Annotated in this window: 16 protein-coding genes; 6 read left to right on the plus strand and 10 right to left on the minus strand. The window is 53.4% G+C overall.

Translation table 11 applies throughout. The annotated features are described in order from the left end of the window. Positions 1-56: 56 nt before the first annotated feature. Positions 57-869 (plus strand): hypothetical protein, encoded by an 813-nt coding sequence (locus ACO0LM_RS17530; protein ID WP_423038529.1) that lies wholly within the window; start codon positions 57-59, stop codon positions 867-869. A 154-nt stretch (positions 870-1,023) separates the two neighbouring features. On the opposite strand, the gene ACO0LM_RS17535 is transcribed toward ACO0LM_RS17530, so the two are convergent. Further along, positions 1,024-2,421, minus strand: a complete 1,398-nt coding sequence (locus ACO0LM_RS17535; RefSeq protein WP_423038530.1) for a glycoside hydrolase family 18 protein — start codon at positions 2,419-2,421, stop codon at positions 1,024-1,026. Between the two features lie 166 nt (positions 2,422-2,587). Here ACO0LM_RS17535 and ACO0LM_RS17540 point away from each other — a divergent pair, with 166 nt between their 5' ends. Both ACO0LM_RS17540 and ACO0LM_RS17545 read left to right on the plus strand, forming a co-directional pair. Then, complete coding sequence (locus ACO0LM_RS17540) at positions 2,588-2,809, plus strand: SlyX family protein (RefSeq protein WP_422990495.1); 222 nt, start codon at positions 2,588-2,590, stop codon at positions 2,807-2,809. A 126-nt stretch (positions 2,810-2,935) separates the two neighbouring features. After that, the gene (locus ACO0LM_RS17545; protein WP_423038531.1) at positions 2,936-3,256 is read left to right on the plus strand and encodes a DMT family transporter; all 321 of its coding nucleotides are present in this window, start codon (positions 2,936-2,938) and stop codon (positions 3,254-3,256) included. A 17-nt stretch (positions 3,257-3,273) separates the two neighbouring features. On the opposite strand, the gene ACO0LM_RS17550 is transcribed toward ACO0LM_RS17545, so the two are convergent. From ACO0LM_RS17550 to ACO0LM_RS17575, 6 genes are all read right to left on the minus strand, one after another. Next, a complete protein-coding gene (locus tag ACO0LM_RS17550; RefSeq protein WP_423038532.1) occupies positions 3,274-4,176 on the minus strand; it encodes a polysaccharide deacetylase family protein in 903 nt (300 codons plus the stop codon). Between the two features lie 68 nt (positions 4,177-4,244). Then, positions 4,245-5,411: an ABC transporter substrate-binding protein gene (locus ACO0LM_RS17555; RefSeq protein ID WP_423038533.1), complete on the minus strand. Its 1,167-nt coding sequence runs from the start codon at positions 5,409-5,411 to the stop codon at positions 4,245-4,247. Positions 5,412-5,467: 56 nt separating this feature from the next. Further along, positions 5,468-6,706, minus strand: a complete 1,239-nt coding sequence (locus tag ACO0LM_RS17560; RefSeq protein WP_423038534.1) for a cytochrome P450 — start codon at positions 6,704-6,706, stop codon at positions 5,468-5,470. 112 nt (positions 6,707-6,818) lie between these two features. Further along, the gene (locus ACO0LM_RS17565) at positions 6,819-7,799 is read right to left on the minus strand and encodes an MBL fold metallo-hydrolase (RefSeq protein ID WP_423038535.1); all 981 of its coding nucleotides are present in this window, start codon (positions 7,797-7,799) and stop codon (positions 6,819-6,821) included. Positions 7,800-7,965: 166 nt separating this feature from the next. Continuing rightward, positions 7,966-8,817 carry an HDOD domain-containing protein gene (locus tag ACO0LM_RS17570; protein WP_423038536.1) on the minus strand — a complete coding sequence of 284 codons (852 nt, stop codon included), beginning with the start codon at positions 8,815-8,817 and terminating at the stop codon, positions 7,966-7,968. 53 nt (positions 8,818-8,870) lie between these two features. Next, positions 8,871-10,550 carry a methyl-accepting chemotaxis protein gene (locus tag ACO0LM_RS17575; protein WP_423038537.1) on the minus strand — a complete coding sequence of 560 codons (1,680 nt, stop codon included), beginning with the start codon at positions 10,548-10,550 and terminating at the stop codon, positions 8,871-8,873. A 259-nt stretch (positions 10,551-10,809) separates the two neighbouring features. Between ACO0LM_RS17575 and ACO0LM_RS17580 the strand changes: the two genes are divergently transcribed. Then, positions 10,810-11,532 carry a glycine-rich domain-containing protein gene (locus ACO0LM_RS17580; protein ID WP_423038538.1) on the plus strand — a complete coding sequence of 241 codons (723 nt, stop codon included), beginning with the start codon at positions 10,810-10,812 and terminating at the stop codon, positions 11,530-11,532. A 65-nt stretch (positions 11,533-11,597) separates the two neighbouring features. Here the strand turns inward: ACO0LM_RS17580 and ACO0LM_RS17585 are convergent, their stop codons facing one another. Both ACO0LM_RS17585 and ACO0LM_RS17590 read right to left on the minus strand, forming a co-directional pair. Then, positions 11,598-12,185, minus strand: coding sequence for a PilZ domain-containing protein (locus tag ACO0LM_RS17585; protein ID WP_423038539.1), 588 nt, complete (start codon positions 12,183-12,185; stop codon positions 11,598-11,600). A gap of 113 nt (positions 12,186-12,298) precedes the next feature. Continuing rightward, positions 12,299-13,324: a GlxA family transcriptional regulator gene (locus ACO0LM_RS17590; RefSeq protein WP_423038540.1), complete on the minus strand. Its 1,026-nt coding sequence runs from the start codon at positions 13,322-13,324 to the stop codon at positions 12,299-12,301. Between the two features lie 99 nt (positions 13,325-13,423). On the opposite strand from ACO0LM_RS17590, the gene ACO0LM_RS17595 reads away from it, so the two are divergent. Next, a complete protein-coding gene (locus ACO0LM_RS17595) occupies positions 13,424-13,876 on the plus strand; it encodes a PaaI family thioesterase (protein WP_423038541.1) in 453 nt (150 codons plus the stop codon). Then, positions 13,876-14,409 carry a PaaI family thioesterase gene (locus ACO0LM_RS17600; protein WP_423038596.1) on the plus strand — a complete coding sequence of 178 codons (534 nt, stop codon included), beginning with the start codon at positions 13,876-13,878 and terminating at the stop codon, positions 14,407-14,409. Before ACO0LM_RS17595 ends, ACO0LM_RS17600 begins: the two co-directional genes overlap by 1 nt. A gap of 595 nt (positions 14,410-15,004) precedes the next feature. Here the strand turns inward: ACO0LM_RS17600 and ACO0LM_RS17605 are convergent. After that, complete coding sequence (locus ACO0LM_RS17605; RefSeq protein ID WP_423038542.1) at positions 15,005-16,666, minus strand: long-chain fatty acid--CoA ligase; 1,662 nt, start codon at positions 16,664-16,666, stop codon at positions 15,005-15,007. Between the last annotated feature and the right edge of the window lie 129 nt (positions 16,667-16,795).

Below are 16,795 nucleotides of genomic sequence, written 5' to 3' on the forward strand. Positions count from 1 at the left end.
GCACCAAGATGCAGCAAGGTTTGTCCAAGAATTTTTATGTACGGTATGATGTCATCATGAAAAAACAATGGCGTTATATCGTTGCTGCGGCAAGTATGGTTTTTACTCACACGGTCTGTTTTGGGGCAAAAATATTTGCACCAGGCGCAGTAATGGGTTGTTCAGAAAAGCCAGAAGAGGCCGTTTACGATTATCAGGCTGATCGAAGCAAGAAATGGTATGCATTGGTTGACTCTTCGTCACCCAAAATAGTTGAAACCAGATCTCTAAAATCTGAGAAATTGATGCCCCGTTCTGACAAGGCGCAATATTTTATAGAAGCTAATGCCGACTGGTATGCATTGGTTGATTCTTTGTCACCCAAAATAGTTGAAACCAGATTTCTGAAATCTGGGAAATTGATACCCCGTTCTGGCAAGGCGCTATTTTTTATAGAAGCTAATGCCGGCGTCAATGTTGGTACCGTTGTGCCTGCCTCCATTCGACTGTTGCCGCACAGCGCGAAATTTTATTCGGAGCGAAAAATCAGTTTTGCTGGTAAGTCATGGAATTGGCTAGAGTGGGGTGGTATTGGTGAATTTTATATCTTTGATGGAGTAGTGAAACTGACATCATCGCTTGATGACGGTGGCAGCAGTTTTATGAAACAAAAAAATATATCCCTACCGAAAAATCTTGGGGGTTCACCCGACTATCAATATACGCCGGTATGGGCAGGTGATTTGAACGGTGATGGTTTATTGGATATTATTGTCAGTTGGACCGGTAATGAAGTTTGGGGATATGACTTGTGGTTAGGGAAAAAGAGTCAGTCCGGTTCTCAAACTTTCAAGCGAACCGCTCGAACTGGACTTTACGGCTGTGCCTGACAAAAAAAATCAAGACAGATCCGTGGAATAAAATATAAAGAAAATAGTATTGGATTGTGCAAACGTCAGTTCGGAAACAGGGTTCTGAAAATTATATTTTCAAATACTTAATCCAGAGGGAAGTGTTTTTTTGGTTGTAATCTGATTCTTCCAGCTATTTTGAAATATACCGCACTCCACCCTGCAGGCTGGTTTCGGGATTCAGGTGCTGGTATAAACTACGCAAGAGACTGCCCTGTTCATCGTCCTGTCCCAAATGCCAGAACATGGCCCCGGCCAGCCCGTATTTTTTCAGGTAAGTGACTTTGTAGGCAAAGGATTCTTCATTGTCGTAGCTGATGAAGATTTTCTTGTCGGCGTTATATATCCACGGCACTTTGGTGTCAGCACCGAAATAGCTTCGGTATCCCAATGTGGATGACAGCAGCTTCTTGATCTCGGCATAACTGGCTATGCGTGGGTCTTTGCGCGCGGTGCAGGCGTCGCAGCCTATCAGCAAGCCAGGGTCGCCAACATACTCGTCACCGGATGGGGTCGCATGGGGCTGATGCAAGCCTTGCTGGTCCGGCCCGACCTGGAAGAAGGCGCGGCCATAGAATGGCAAGCCCAGCACCAGTTTAGCAGCAGGTACGCCGGCATGCAGGTACTGCTGGACAGCCGCATCCACGGTCAGTGCAAATGGTGAGGAAAAGCCTTGTTCCAGCACTTTCTTGCCGGGTGCCGGTTTGAAGGGCAATTCGCGCAAGGGGTTTTCAAACATATGTTCGCCGGCATTGCCATACAGGTGGGCATTGTGATTGGTTTGTTGTTCCCACGGGCCATTCAAATCATAGGTCATCAGATTGATGTAATCGAGCTGGGCAGCGATCTGCGGCAAATACTGGTAGGTGCGCGCCATATTGAAGGCACCGCCGGCAGCAGCGATGGTCAATTGATACGCGGGTTTGCCGGTACGCTTCTCCTGCTTCAGTTGCTGGCGGATTTCCTTGAGCAATTCCACAAAATTGGCGCTGTCTTCTGCACGTGGATATTCCCAGTCTATGTCTATGCCATCGAAACCATATTCACGCATGAAGGCGATACAGGACTGTGCCATTTTTTTCCTGGCCTTGCTGCTGGCAGCAGCAATGCGGTAGCGCCCCACCGTTTCACTGTCATCATTGGTGTATGACCAGCCACCGATGGAAAACAGGATGCGTAAATCGGCATTGTGTTTTTTCAGGCCCTGTAATTCATCAAAGACCTTGCGCGCCATTTGTGGATTGGTGCCCTGTTCCAGCGTGCATTGTCCTTCTTCGCTGAGATTCAGGAAAGAGTAATTGATATGCGTCAGCATGCGCGCCTTTTCTGGCGTGATGGCAGATACCGGAAATTCAATCTTGCCATCGGCATAGCTGTTGATCTGGTCTTTTTCCAGCAGGTAATAAGCGATGACGACAGGTTTTGCAGCCGGCTTTTTAACTTCGGCTGCCTGGACGCTGGCGCACAACATCAGCATGCCCAGCAGGCCGCGAAGCATGGGTGAGGTGAGGAGGCGGAGTGTTGTATTCATGACGATAGCATGCAAGCACAGGTGACATGGGTCAACAGGTTTTTGGTCTGTTGTCTATCTGGGCATACCACTTCCCCTTGTTGGCTCATGCGGGGAGCATACCAGTCCACTATAATACCAGACTGGTATGGCATACTGTCTGCCTACTTTGAAGGAAAACCGCGCCATGACACACACCGCAACCGAAGAACGATTGATCGACCTGGAGATACGCCTGACACGTCAGGATGATCTGGTCGATACCCTGAATACCCAGGTCTACAGACAGCAAAAGAAAATTGATGAACTGGAGGCACTGTGTACCGCGATGGCAGCTCGCCTGCGTGAAGTGGCCGTGGCTGCCAGCCAGAGGACTGCGGTGGTGGATGAAAGGCCGCCGCATTATTGAGGGTGGTGTAGTTTACGTATCGGATCAGGGTGTATTGACCTATCCAGATTTCACCAGAAGGAACGACCTTCCCCACTTTGGGAATGAATGTCCGGGACGGCCCGGCTCTTTGCAAGGAGAGCCATCATGGCTTGGATATTATTGGTCGTTGCCGGGCTCTTTGAAGTCGTCTGGGCTTTCGCTATGAAGCAATCGGATGGCTTCACAAAATTACTTCCCTCTGCAGTGACTATCGTTGGCATGATCGTCAGTTTTGTCTTGCTGGCACTGTCGATGCGCAGCCTCCCGCTGGGTACGGCGTACACCATCTGGACCGGCATCGGTGCCATTGGCACGTTCATCGCTGGCATTGCGTTTTTGGGTGAGCAACTGAATTTCACGCGTGTCTGTGCTGCTGTACTTATCGTAGCCGGGCTGGTGTTGATGAAAATATCATCAACAGCATAGCGTGCCTGATAGCCTGTCTATTTGCAGATGGATTTGAGATCCAGCGCCGGCTCGCCGGATGTATCGGCGACAAGCTTGATATTGTTTTTCCACGCGCTGCGGCTGATCAGGCTGCCGCCGCCTGGTTCCGCGTAGGCGGGGTCGGCCTGGGCCCGGGCCAGTGTCACGTAACGGGCACCGGCGGCTTCCAGCCGGGTCAGTACGTCGGGCAGCGTGACAGCGCTCCAGCCGCCGATATGGGTTAGCAGCACTTGCGGGATGACGCGGCCGAACACGCGCCGGGAATTCTCTTTCATGTTGGCGATGCCGCTATCGACGTCTTGCAGGTAATGGGCTTTTATACGCTCTATGCTGGCGACATCATTCTTGCCTACGCAGCGTGCATAGGCATCGGTATAGTCCCAGTCGCTGAAGCCGATGCTGACGTCGGCGATTTTATAGCCGCGATCGCGCAGGAAGGCGAAGGCATCGTCGCGCCGGGCGCTACCGACGGACAGGTAGGGGAAGCGCAGGTAACGCCAGAACACCCCTTCCATCCTGCTTGCGACCGCGGGTTCGCCGGCGATCACATCGGCCTGCCAGGCTTCCAGTGTGCTTGCCTGGTCCAGGTTCATGTGACTGTAGGTGTGGTTGCCCAGTGGGTAGCCAGCCTGCCGCCAGCTATCAAGCACAGCCGCGTTGTCTGCATCATTAGCTAGTCCAGCGGCATTCACAAAGCCAAAGGCTTCCGGCACGCCGTGTGCCTTGAAGGTCTTGATATGCGATGCGGCAATGCCAGACCTGGTCATCCCAGGCGGTAGCTTGCCGTGTGCCGGCAAGTCGTCCACGGTGATGGCGATATCGAAGGTGTCGGCGGCCTGTGCCGGGGTGGCGAAGCTGAAGCTGACCAGCAGCGCCAGCATAGTCAAAACAGTTTTCATAGAGACTTCTTATAGATGAGTCAGCATGGTTGCGCAGTGCACGGTATTCTGTTCTTGCTTGCTAAGCCTTATTCAGCTTGATACACCCATTTGCCAGCTTTGATCTGCACCATTACGCGCGCTCTCTGGTCCAGGCCCAGGTGGTCGGTCTTGCTCATGTTGACGACACCATTGGTGGTGGCCAGACCCTGGGTGGCTTCGAGGGCGTCACGCAAGGCGGCGCGGAATTCGGCAGTGCCGGGGGCGGCTTTCTTCAAGGCCACGGGGATGGCCTGTTGCAGCAGCAAACCGGCATCCCAGGCGTAAGAGGCGAAGGCGGCCAGGCTGCCTGCGCCATAGGTGGCTTCAAATTTGTTGGAAAAATCCAGTGCGGCTTTTTTAACGGGGCTGCTGTCGGCCAGTTGCCTGGCCACCATGACCGGGCCGGTAGGCAGGTAGGTGGCATCGCAGTCTTTACCGCAGACGCGCAGGAAGTCGCTGTTGGCGACGCCGTGGTTATGATAGATGCGGCCCTTGTAGCCGCGTTCGGCCAGGGTTTTAGGTGGCAGGGCGGCAGGCGTGCCAGAGGCACCGACGACGATGGCATCCGGGTTGCTGGAGATCAGTTTCAAGACCTGGCCGACGACGCTATTGTCATTGCGGCTGTAGCGTTCTGTGGCCACCACCCGGATCTTTTTCAGTTCGGCATATTTCGTCACTTCGACCAGGAAGGCTTCGCCCAGCGCATCAGAAAAACCGATGAAGCCCATGGTCTTGATGCCCTTCTTGCTCATGTCTTCGGCAATGGCGATCGCCATCATGGTATCGGTCTGCGGGGTCTTGAACATCCAGGCACGATTGGCGTCCATGGGTTCGATGATGCGGTTGCTGGATGCCAGGCTGATGGCGGGTGTCTTGCCTTCGCCGATGACACCCAGCATGGCGAGCGAATTCGGTGTTGTGGTGGAACCGATGATGGCATCGACTTTTTCTTCCGAGATCAGCTTGCGGGTATTGGTCACGGTTTGCGTGGTGTCAGAGGCATCGTCAAGGACGATGTATTCGACTTTCTTGCCAGCGATTTCTTTGGGCAGCATGGCAATCGCATTTTTTTCGGGTATACCCAGCGAGGCCGCTGGTCCCGTCGATGAAATGGTCACGCCTATCCTGATTTGTGCCTGTGCGCCAAAGCTGCTGCAGAGCAGCGTTGCCGCAAGTGCCAGCACAGTCTTTTTGAGTGTGGTTTTTGTTTTCATGTTGTCTCCGTATTTTTGTTGTGAGTTTTGTTGTGAGTTTTGCTGCGATAGTCATTTTACAACTTGCAAGGCACAGATAAAAAGCCGCGAAAGCGTGCGCGCCCACCTCTGACGGGTGTGGCGCTCAATGCATAATTCGGGAAGCGAGCCAGCAGGCGGGCAATGGCCACCCTGCCTTCCAGCCGCGCCAAAAACATGCCGGCACATTGATGTATGCCGGAAGCAAAAGCCAGGTGGCGATTCGGGCTGCGGCTGAGGTCGAGTTGGTCAGGATCAGGGAATTGCAAAGGGTCACGGTTGGCCGCAGCTATGCACAGGCTGATGCGGCTGCCAGCGGCAATATTGGTGTCGCCGATTTGCGTATCCACCGTCGTCATGCGATTGCCTAACTGGTTGGAACTTTCAAAACGCAAAAATTCTTCGATGGCGCTGTTGATCATTTCCGGCTGGCCGATCAGGCGGGCTTTTTGATCGGGCCATTCCTGCAAGGCGACCAGGCCATTGCCTATCAGGTTGGTGGTGGTTTCATGTCCGGCATTCAGCAAGAAAATACAATTTTGCAAGAGTTCGGTTTCAGTCAGTTTTTCACCATTGGCTTCACCTTCTATCAGGCGTGTCAGCATATCGGTTTTGGGGTCACCCGGGTGCAGCCGGCGCTGTGCCACCAGTTGTTTCAGATAAGTTAAAAATTCAGCGACACATAGATTGGCATAGGAAAAAAATTCTGGCGAGATGGCGGGTTCCAGTGCACCCAGGATCGCCAGTGACCAGGCACGTAGGGGTTCACGTTCAGCATGCGGCACTGCCAGCAAATTACCGATGATCTCGACCGGTATGGCGGATGCAAAATCGCTGATCAGATCAACTTCGCTTTTGCTTGCCATCTGGTCCAGCAAGCCATCTACCAGTTTGATCAGGCCGGGTTCGGTATCGGCCATGGCGGCAGGTGTCAGGCCACCCATGATGAGGCGACGCACCCGCGTGTGCAGTGGCGGGTCATTAAAGACCAGGCTGTTGGTATGATGTTGGTACAGCAGCGAATCACCAAAGCGCGGTTTGAATTCCAGCTTCTTGTCCGAGCTGAAGGTCCTGGCGTCTTTATACACGTGCACCAGGTCGGCATAGCGTGTTAGCAGGTAAGAACCATCGGGCATCTTGCGCACCGGGGTTTGTTCACGCAGGGCGTGGTAGTAGGGATAGGGATTCTGATAAAAATCGGCGGGCAGGTGGCGCAGGTCAAAGTCATCTGTGATCAAGGGCGCTGATGTGACGGCATTCTGATATTCAGGAGTCATGTAGAACTCATTTCATCAAAAGGAGCGAGATGCGTTCTCAAACCCGGCAAAGGACAGAGTGTGCACTGTGTCCGATTTGCCGGGTACTGTCAATCAGGCAGGTGACAATTGCTTATGGCAGCGGTGCATAGTTCAGTGGTGTCCAGGCATAGGCTTTGCCTTCTTTGCGCACATATCCCAAGGCAGGAAAGGCCAGGTGGGCGGCACCGACCAGATAGCCTTGTTGCGCTGCATCTGCATAGGCTTTTTGCCTTTGTGCATACGCGGCCTTGCTGTCACTGTCAAACTGTATGGTGACAGTGGGGTCGTCAAACTGGACTGCAGCGACGTGCATCAGGTCGCCCCACAACATCAGGGTCTGGCCCTTGCTTTCGATTTTGTAGGTGCTGTGGCCAGGGGTATGTCCGTGCGCGGCTACCGCTTGGATACCTGGTGCCAGTTCCGTATTGCCTTCAAATGGCTTCAGCTTGCCTGCCTGTACATAGGGCTTCAGGATGGCGATGGCTTTTTCAAAACTGCCTTTGGCATCGGCTTTGGCTTTGTCCAGGTTTTCCTGGCTTAACCAGAAATCGGTGTCATGCTGGTCTATGCGTACGATGGCATTCGGAAAAACTGCCTTATCCCCATCCACCAGGCCACCGATGTGGTCGGTATGCATGTGGGTGATGTAAATTTCATCAATCTGCTCAGGCAGGTAACCGGATGCTTTCAGGTTTGCCTGTAATTTGCCGACCGTCGGTCCAAAGAAGGCACCAGCACCAGTATCGATCAAAATCAGCTTGCTGCCGGTATTGATGAGGAAAGCATTGAAAGAAGTAACCAGCGGGCTTTGTTGATGGTATTTGGCGAGTGCCTTGCCGACTTTTTCTGGCGTGGTATTGGTCAGCAGCTTTTCGACCGGCAGTGGCACTGCACCGTCGGACAAGACTGTGATTTCAAAATCACCGAGCATGCTGCGGTAAAAACCGGGAGCATTGGTTTTTGCCATCGGGGCGGCGGCCTGGGCACTGATGGCAGGTATGCCAAACACGGCTATGCCCGCCAGGAGGGAAGAACTGAACAAGCCGGAACGAAGCAAGTTTTTCAATTGCATGGTTTTTCCTTTGAATGGGGTGGAGTTCAGCAGGTGACAGCACGCCTGCTGCTACAGATGGATGCGCAGCTATTATGCCGAATTTTCGTGAAGTCTGTTGTCGCACACACAAGTCTCACAAACAAGGGCTTGGGAGTGCGCAGCAATTTGATGGCTAATTTGATGGCTAATTGATTAGGGTCGCGGTCAGGGATTCGACATCTTCTGCCGATTCAGAGAGGATGGAAAGCAGGGTGCCTTCGCCCACGGCGAAATCAATTTCGGAGGCGGACTGGCGTATGCTTTCCGGTGAGCGTGGGTCCAGTGGGGAGGGCACGGCGGCCAGTTCATTGGCCAGCAACAGGGTATCGCCCAGGGTTTCTGGTGGCATGACACGCATGCCATACCACAGCGCTTCGACGGCTGAGACCACGCGTTTGGGCACTAGCAGTTTATTCAGGACGGCACGGCCGATGTAGGTTTCATCGGTTTCGGCCAGGGCATCCGGCGATGCTGGCGCGATGTCGATTTCCAGCAAGGATGGGAATTCCTGGGCGCGCGACAGCAGGTAAAAACCACCGACCTCATGCACGATGCCAGCAAACAGGGCGGTCTCGGCATCCACCTTGCTGACTTTGCGGGCAATCAGGTGGGCCAGCGCAGCCACATAGGCGGAGTGACGCCACAAGGCATCCATTTTGACGCGGATGCCAGGGTTGGATACGGCGGCACTTAATTGCCGCATGACAACGGCTGCCGTGACAGAACGCAGGGTATTGAAACCAAGTATGGTGATGGCCGTGCGGATATTCGTGACGCCGCCACCAAAGCGGTTGTACGCGACGGAATTGGCGATGGCCACCACGCGGGCAGACATCAGTGGTTCAGTCATGACCAGTTTTGCCGCAGTTTCTATGCCGCAGTCCGGGTCATCCAGGGCTTGTTGTATCTTGAGTGATGCGTTGACATTGGTCGGAAAAACCAAATCACCTTTACTCGCCTGTTCAACGATGCTTTTTAATGCTTCCGACTTGTTCATATTCATTTCTAGATAGAAAAGACCCGAAGCGAGGGTCTGTTTCTATCTCTCGCTTAACTTTTATTGAAACCTAATACGCGGACTAGTTTACCAGCAGTTGCCATAATCAAGTTGGAATCTGTATTTTCATTTTCCGCTGAGCTTATGCTGGCCTTGGCCGGCTGTGCGCGACGGATATGATTGCTGGCCGCATCAAGCTTGAAGGCAGTGACAGCGTGTGCCAGATTATTGGCTTGTTCTTCCATACTCTCAGCCGCTGCGGCTGCCTGTTCCACCAGGGCTGCGTTTTGCTGTGTCATTTCATCCATCTGGGTGATGGCACGATTGACTTCTTCTATGCCCGAAGTCTGTTCCTGGCCCGCTGCACTGATTTCGGTCATGATATCGGCCACATGCTTGACCGAGGCGACGATCTCATTCATGGTTTTGCCAGCAGCATCCACCAGTTTGCCACCAGTATCGACTTTTTCTACCGAATCGCTGATCAGGGTCTTGATTTCTTTGGCGGCACTGGCGCTGCGCTGTGCCAGGTTTCTGACCTCGGATGCCACCACGGCAAAGCCGCGCCCCTGTTCGCCGGCGCGCGCGGCTTCTACTGCTGCGTTCAGGGCCAGAATATTGGTCTGGAAGGCAATACCGTCAATCACACTGATGATATCGACAATCTTGCGCGAGCTTTCCTTGATGGAATTCATGGTGTGGACCACCTTGCCGACTTCTTCACCACCCTTGATGGCGAAGTTGGAAGCAGAGCTCACCAGGCCATTCGCCTGCCTGACATTGTCTGCATTGTGCCTGACGGTGGCGGTGATTTCTTCCATGGAGCTGGCGGTTTCTTCCAGTGCACCGGCCTGGGTTTCCGTGCGGGAAGACAGGTCGGCATTACCGGTGGAGATTTCAACTGCAGCAATCGCGATGGCATCGGTACCCTGACGAACTTCGCTGACGATATGGTGCAGGTTGTCATTCATTTCTTTCAGGGCATTCAGCAATTCACTGATTTCGTCGGTACCGTCAGTGGTTTCGCGGAAAGACAGTTCTCCGGCCGCCACCCGTTTGGCGATGACGACGGCTTCACGCAGTGGCGTGGTGATGCTGCGTGTCAAAAATACCGAGAAGCCTGCGCCGGTCAATAAAATCACCGCACCAATCGCAAACAGGGTGCTTGTCAGTTGTTTGCCCTTGCTTTCGGCAATGATGGACAGTTCTGAGGCAGCCTTGTTTTGCAGATCAACCAGTTTATTGATTTCCAGCAAGGCTTTTTGTTGCAATGGGTCAACTTTGGTGGCAATCACCTTGACGGCTTCTTCACCGTTGAATGCCAGCAACATTTTCAGGGCTTCCTTGGTGGGAACGTCGATTTCCTTATCCATTTCTGAAACGGCATCCAGGATTTTTTTCTCTTCATCGTTCAGGCCAAGGGCGATCAGTTTGTCACGTGCCTCGGTAAAGCGGCTTTGTTGTTTTTTTGAAATAGCTTTTTGCTTGTCGATTTCACCAATCTCACTTTGCAGGCCGATATTGCGGATCGCTATACCGCTTTCCAGCATGCTGCTTTTCATGCTGGCGGCCAGCTCGATTTTTGCGTGTGAGAGTTCCAGGCCAGCGACCATTTCCTTGCGGTTACTGGCACTGAAGATACTGTCGATGACCAGGATGAGAATAAGGGTGGCGAGTATGACGCCAAAACCGACGGCGAGTCGGGTTCCTATGCGCAAGTGACGCAAATTCATCGTGTACCTCCCAGAAAGAACTTCGTTTGCTACAAAATGAGAAAAAATATTTTTCAAGATTCAACATATCAGACTCTGGGGAAGAGAAAATCCGGTATGTGTTTGTAACAGTGACATAAGCTTCGGTCGGATGCATGGCGTTTTAGCTTGATTACCTTGCCATGCAGAAAATACGAACCCTGTATCCATACTATGCCATATCTGTTTTGTTGCAAGGCAGCAAAACAGCAAGTTTTTGTTAAATTCTGAGGATCACTACATGCCTATATTGATGACTATCGTGGTGCTGTTGCTTTCGCTGAGCCTGCTTTTTGTCTGGATGCGTTGGCGGCGTGCAGCCCAGGCGGATTACATACGCAGCTATATGTTTCCACCGGGATTATTGGAAAGACTACACAAACAGCGCCCCGACCTGTCTTTAAAAGATCAGCATCTGCTGGCACGGGCCCTGCGGCAGTTTTTCCTGGTGTACCTGAAATGTGGTTACAAGCATATCGCCATGCCTTCACAGGTGGTGGATGAGCTGTGGCATGAATTTATTCTGTACACAAAAAATTACGAACAATTCTGTAAAAAGGCTTTTGGCCGGTATATGCACCACACGCCAGCCGCCGTGCTGGGCAGCAATCTGCGCAATAACGATGGCCTGCGTCGCACCTGGTGGTTTGCCTGTCTGGAAGAAAACATCAATCCGCGTCGTGCCACCCGCTTACCCCTGCTGTTTGCGCTGGATGCAAAATGGAATATTGCCGATGGTTTTCGCTATGAACCCGATTGCAGTGCGCTGCGCGCCAATGCGGATGGCACGGTGTATTGCGGTGGCGATTTTTACGGTGGTGGCAGTGACGGTCCGTATGATTTTGGTGACACCACGAATGATGGTGGCAGTGGCAGCAATGCCGACAGTGGCAGTAGCGATAGCGGTAATGACAGTTCGGGGTGTAGTGGCGGTTGCAGCGGAGGTTGTAGCAGCGGAGATTGAGGCATCCAGCAGCAGCTGTGCAACACTACACCAGGTCAACATGCTCTGGTCAGCGAGTGCGCTACTCAGGCAGTGTTCGGCATCAGGGCGGCATTACTGCTTTGCAGCCTGTCCATTAATATTTTCTTTTCGCCATCGCGGAAGTTCAAGAATTCCAGCCCGATACGGAAGGAAAATTGCGAGAGTATGGTGTACACCATCTTGCTCTCGACTTCTATTTTTTGCGCCTGCAAACCGGTATTCAAAGGTGGCATCGTCATGATCAGCTTGACCCGGCCATTAAAAAACACATTGTAGTCACAGAACATGCTGAGACCGTCTTCCGAAATGTCATTGATCTTGCCGTGATACGTCAGTTTCTCGCCACTGAACTCATGAATCAGGGCGATTTGCCATTTCACCAGATAACGGTTGTGGGAACGCAGCAGTTGCGTCTTGACTTCATTGAATTTGACAAGCCTGGTTGAGACCGGGGCCTCTTCAGGCTGCGCTGCATCCCGAAGCGGCACCACAAAAGCCGGTTCCGGGGTAACAAAGGGTGGCGTTAAAGGAGCTTTGACGACGGCGTCTTTATCCAGCAAGGCGGCAGGCTTTTCTGGCGCCACCGTATCTGTGCCGTAAGAGACTTTCCTTTTTCCGGGTAGTTTGTGCATAAGTGCATTATATAGAAAAAAGCAGTAATAATTCCCATGTGGAAATGATGGCTGTGCTGGTCAGGTTTGGCCATGTGTTGTTATCATTTCCCACACTTTTGCACCAGTGTAGCTCAGGTGCTGACCACCCGCTTCGCCGGTCTGAATTGTTCGCGATAACTGGCTGGTGACAATCCCGAATGGCGCTTGAACAGGCGGCGGAAGGAACTGGGGTCGCTGTAGCCGGTGCGTTCGGCAACCTGTTCCAGCGTCAGTGTCGTGCTTTCCAGCAGACGTTTGGCTATGTCCATCTTGATCTGCTGCGCGTAGCTGGCTGGCGTGGTATCCAGAGTCTGATGGAAATGCCGGATGACCGTGCGCTCGCTGACGGCCAGATGTTCCGCCAGTGCCGGTAGGCGGAAAGGTAGGTGGTGATTCTGGTTCAGCCATTTTTGGGCACGCTGTACCAACAGGTTTTCATGCGGCTGGGTATCTTGCTGGGTCAGGGTCAGCATTTGCATATATGGCATTTGTGATGCACGGTTGGCATCGATCAGCAAGGTCTTGGAAACTCCCGTGGCGACATCCTGGCCACCAAATCTCTCGACCAGGTAGTAGGCCAGGTTCAGGTAGCTGGTGGCTGCACCGCTGGTCAGGATGTTTTCATATTCATTCAACACCTGGGCCAGACGCAATTGCACCTCTGGATAACGGGCCTTGAAGGCCCGTTCCAGCCACCAGGTGGTGGTGGCATGGCCGCCATTCAGCAAGCCAGCTTCGGCCAGCACAAAAGTGGCACTGCAATTCGAGGCCAGCACCGTGCCCTGCCGGTGTTTTTCACGCAGGATAGGGAATACCGCACGCATGTCATGCAAATTGCCCAGCAGGCCGGCAATGCCATTGCCGACATAAATGCCAGGCAGTATGATCACATCAGCCTGGCTGTCGGCCTGTATCGACCCATCCGCGATCAGGCTGACCCCGGCTGGCGTCATGACCGGTTTGCCATCGAGGGAACGCAGGCTCCACTTGAACAGCGGGCCGACATCATCCCGGTTTTTTATTGCCCAAATCGCATTTGCCACCGCAAACACGTCCAGCGGGCCAGTGACGGCAGATGCCATGCATTGTGGATAAAGCCAGACTTCGATCGCTATCATTTGTCGTAATCTGCATTAAAAGAGTCAATACTGACACTGTCCACCATTTCCTGCAATATCTAGAATGTCCGGTAAGAATAGTCAACACGGAAGATGAACATGCAAGCAGCAGATATGACCCCCGGTGCCAATGAACCCGACGAGCAGGCGCAGCACCTGAACCAGTTCGGCGCCCCATTCTTGCCCGGCTATCTGGGCATACGTATCCTGTCAGTAGCAAAAGGCCGTGTCACCGCAGAATTGCCAGTGCAGCCGCATTTGCTGGCCCCGAATGGTTACCTGCATGCCGGCAGCGTGGTGACGCTGGCCGATACTGCCTGTGGTTATGGCTGCATCAGCAGCTTGCCGCTTGGGGCGCAAAGTTTTACGACGGTGGAACTGAAGTCGAATCACCTGGGCACGGCCCGTGAAGGCACCATCAGCGTGGTTGCCACTGGCGTGCATCTGGGTCGCACGACCCAGGTCTGGGATGCTGTGGTCAGTTACCAGGACAAGACCATCGCCCTGTTCCGTTGTACACAAATGATTTTATTTCCCCGTAAGGATGCATGATGAGTACAGAAACGGAAGCAGTCTTGCAACAATGGCTGGCACGCGAAGCCGAAGTACGGGCGCGCATGGCCGAACCTGGCGTCGCCACGCTGGAACAGTTGAAAGCCGTCAGCGGCATCGATTTTCTGTTGGGTATTTTGAATGGCGATTACCCGGTCGCCCCGATAGGCAAGACCCTGGATTTCATTCCGGTGGAAGGTGAGCCAGGCCGTGTCGTGTTTCAGGGCACGCCCGGTGTACAGCATTACAACCCCCTGGGTAGTGTGCATGGTGGCTATTTCTGCACCCTGCTGGATTCAGCCGTAGGCTGTGCCGTGCAATCGATGCTGCCGAAGGGCACGGGCTACACCACGCTGGAAATCAAGGTGAACCTGATACGTGCCATGAACAGCAAGACCGGGCCGGTACGGGCTGAGGGTAAAGTCATACAGGTGGGTAGGCAGGTGGGTACGGCGGAGGGGCGTATTGTTGATGCAGCGGGTAGGGTTTATGCGCATGCGACGACGACGTGTCTGGTGTTTCCGTTGCCTTGATTGGGGTTTGGCAAGCCAAACGATAACTTGCCGCGCCAGTTGCTGTGCTGGTTTTACTCCTTCTCCTTCAAGGAGAAGGTAGGGATGAGGATGGGGTTCTGCCGATCAACAGTGATCTTATTTTCGTCATTCCTGCGAAGGCAGGAAGCTACCAGGCTGGAGCTCCAGCGGCGTTCGTTGCATGTCGTACTTTGGTTGAAACGATTGCCCTTCGTGGATGCAAGCCGGGTCTCGGCCCGGCGGCCGAATTCCGTTCTTTGCTTCGCCAAAGAACGTAATCAAAGAAAGGCGACCGCAGACTCGCCCTTCGGGTGCTTACGCTACGCTCCAGCATAATTTGTGCATCACAAAAAATGGGAAGATCCGCAACTCGCTTCCCTTGCAGGGCGCACAATCGCTTGCAAGCGATTGCCGTTACGCTGGCGAGATGCATGCATCTCGAAACCCCAGCTACACCTCAGACATCGGATCTTCTTTTTCCATTTTCTGTGAAGCACAAATTACATCGTCCCAAGCGGATTAAGATCAACGTCAAAAACAACCACAACAGCAACGTCAAAACCACCAGTACCGTAATTACCTTTGCTTGATCCCCCTATTTTTTCGCCGATTCCCTCTCCTGCAAAGTCGTCCACATCACCTTCCCCGTCCCTGACTTTGGCAGGCTGTCCACAAATTCCACGAATTTCGGCACCTTGTAGGCGGCCATTTTGTCGTGGGCCCAGGTCATGATGTCTTCGGCGGTGATGTCGCTACCGGGTTTTTTGACGATCACGGCTTTGACGGTTTCGCCGCGGTAGCTGTCGTGGGCGGCGATGATGCAGCATTCCTGTATGGCCGGGTGCTGGTACATCATGGATTCGACTTCGGCGGGCCAGACTTTGAAGCCGCTGGCGTTGATCATGCGTTTCAGGCGGTCGGTGAAGAAGAAGAAGCCTTCGGTGTCCATGTAACCGAGGTCGCCGGAGCGGAAGAATTGCTTGCCGTCGAGTTCGGCAAATGAATCGGCGGTTTTTTGTGGGTCGTTCCAGTAACCCTGGAAGACTTGCGGGCCGTTGATCCAGATTTCACCGGTTCCGCCCTGTTTTACTTCCTGCAAGGTAGTGGGATCAACCACGCGGGAATCGACGTTGAAATACGGCATGCCCAGGCATTGCTGCTTCATGCGTTGCGGCGGGTTGAGGTGGGAAGGTGCCATGGTTTCGGACAAGCCATAACCTTCCATGTATACCTGCCCCGACAGTTCCAGCAGTTTTTGTGCGATGGCGGCCGGCATGGCTGCACCGCCGCCAGATACCCTGGTCAGTTTCGAAATATCATATTCACCCAGACGCGGATTCGACAGGAAATCGATCATCATCGATGGCACCAGGGTCCAGCTGCTGACGGCATAGCGGGTAATCAATTGCCCGGCGGCGTCGCGGTCCCAGCGGGGCAGGATGACCAGGGTGCCGCCGCAATAGATCATGGCATTCATGACCGACTGCATGCCGGTAACATGAAAGAAGGGCAATACTGCCAGTGCCACATGGCTGGCGACTACGGCACCCGACCAGGTGGGGCTGCCCACGATGTTGAACATGGTCGAGCGGTGATTATGGATGCAGCCTTTGGGTTTGCCGGTCGTGCCTGAGGTATACGGCATGCAGGCCAGGTCATCCGGTCCGGCCTGGTGCATATGTGGCTGATGCCCGGCCTGGATGGCGGTCTGCCAGCTGCTGACACCCGCCTGTTCAGGTACCTGCCGTTCTGCCTTGACAAAATCCGGGATGGTCAGGCTGGTGGCCACATTCAAATGGTCGGAGTAAGTAGCTACTACTGCATTTTGTAAGGTACTGTGGCCTATCAATGGCTGCAGGCGCGCAAATATCTCTTGCGAGACCAGGGCGGTATGGGCACCGCTGTCGGCGATATAGTGCGCCAGTTCATCCGTCATCAGCATGGGATTAACCGGAACCACCATGGCATCGGCACGCAGGATGGCATAAAAGCCGATCACAAATTGCGGGCAGTTTTGCATGTTCAACAAGACCCGGTCACCTCTTTGCACGCCGCAGACCTGTTGCAGATAGCCTGCCAGCGCCAGCACTTCTTCATGCAGTTGGCGGTAAGTGATGACCGTGTCATAAAAGATGATGGCCGGTTTGTCGGGGTAACGCAGTGCCGACACCTGCAAATTGGTATACACGCTGGTTTCAGGCGCGATCAGGCGATGGGGCAAGCCTTGCGGCCAGTGGGCGTAATGCAAAGTGTTCATCAATTGTCTCCAGGATTTTTTCAGTTTTTTATTAGAGTGCCATAGCTAGGGAATTTTTGCACGGTCGTTCGCAAACAAATCATGCTTTACAGAAACTTGAAACATTTTGTCAACACTTGGCGTAAAGGT

The organism is Undibacterium sp. Di26W (assembly GCF_049340265.1).
Classification (GTDB): Bacteria; Pseudomonadota; Gammaproteobacteria; order Burkholderiales; family Burkholderiaceae_D; genus Undibacterium.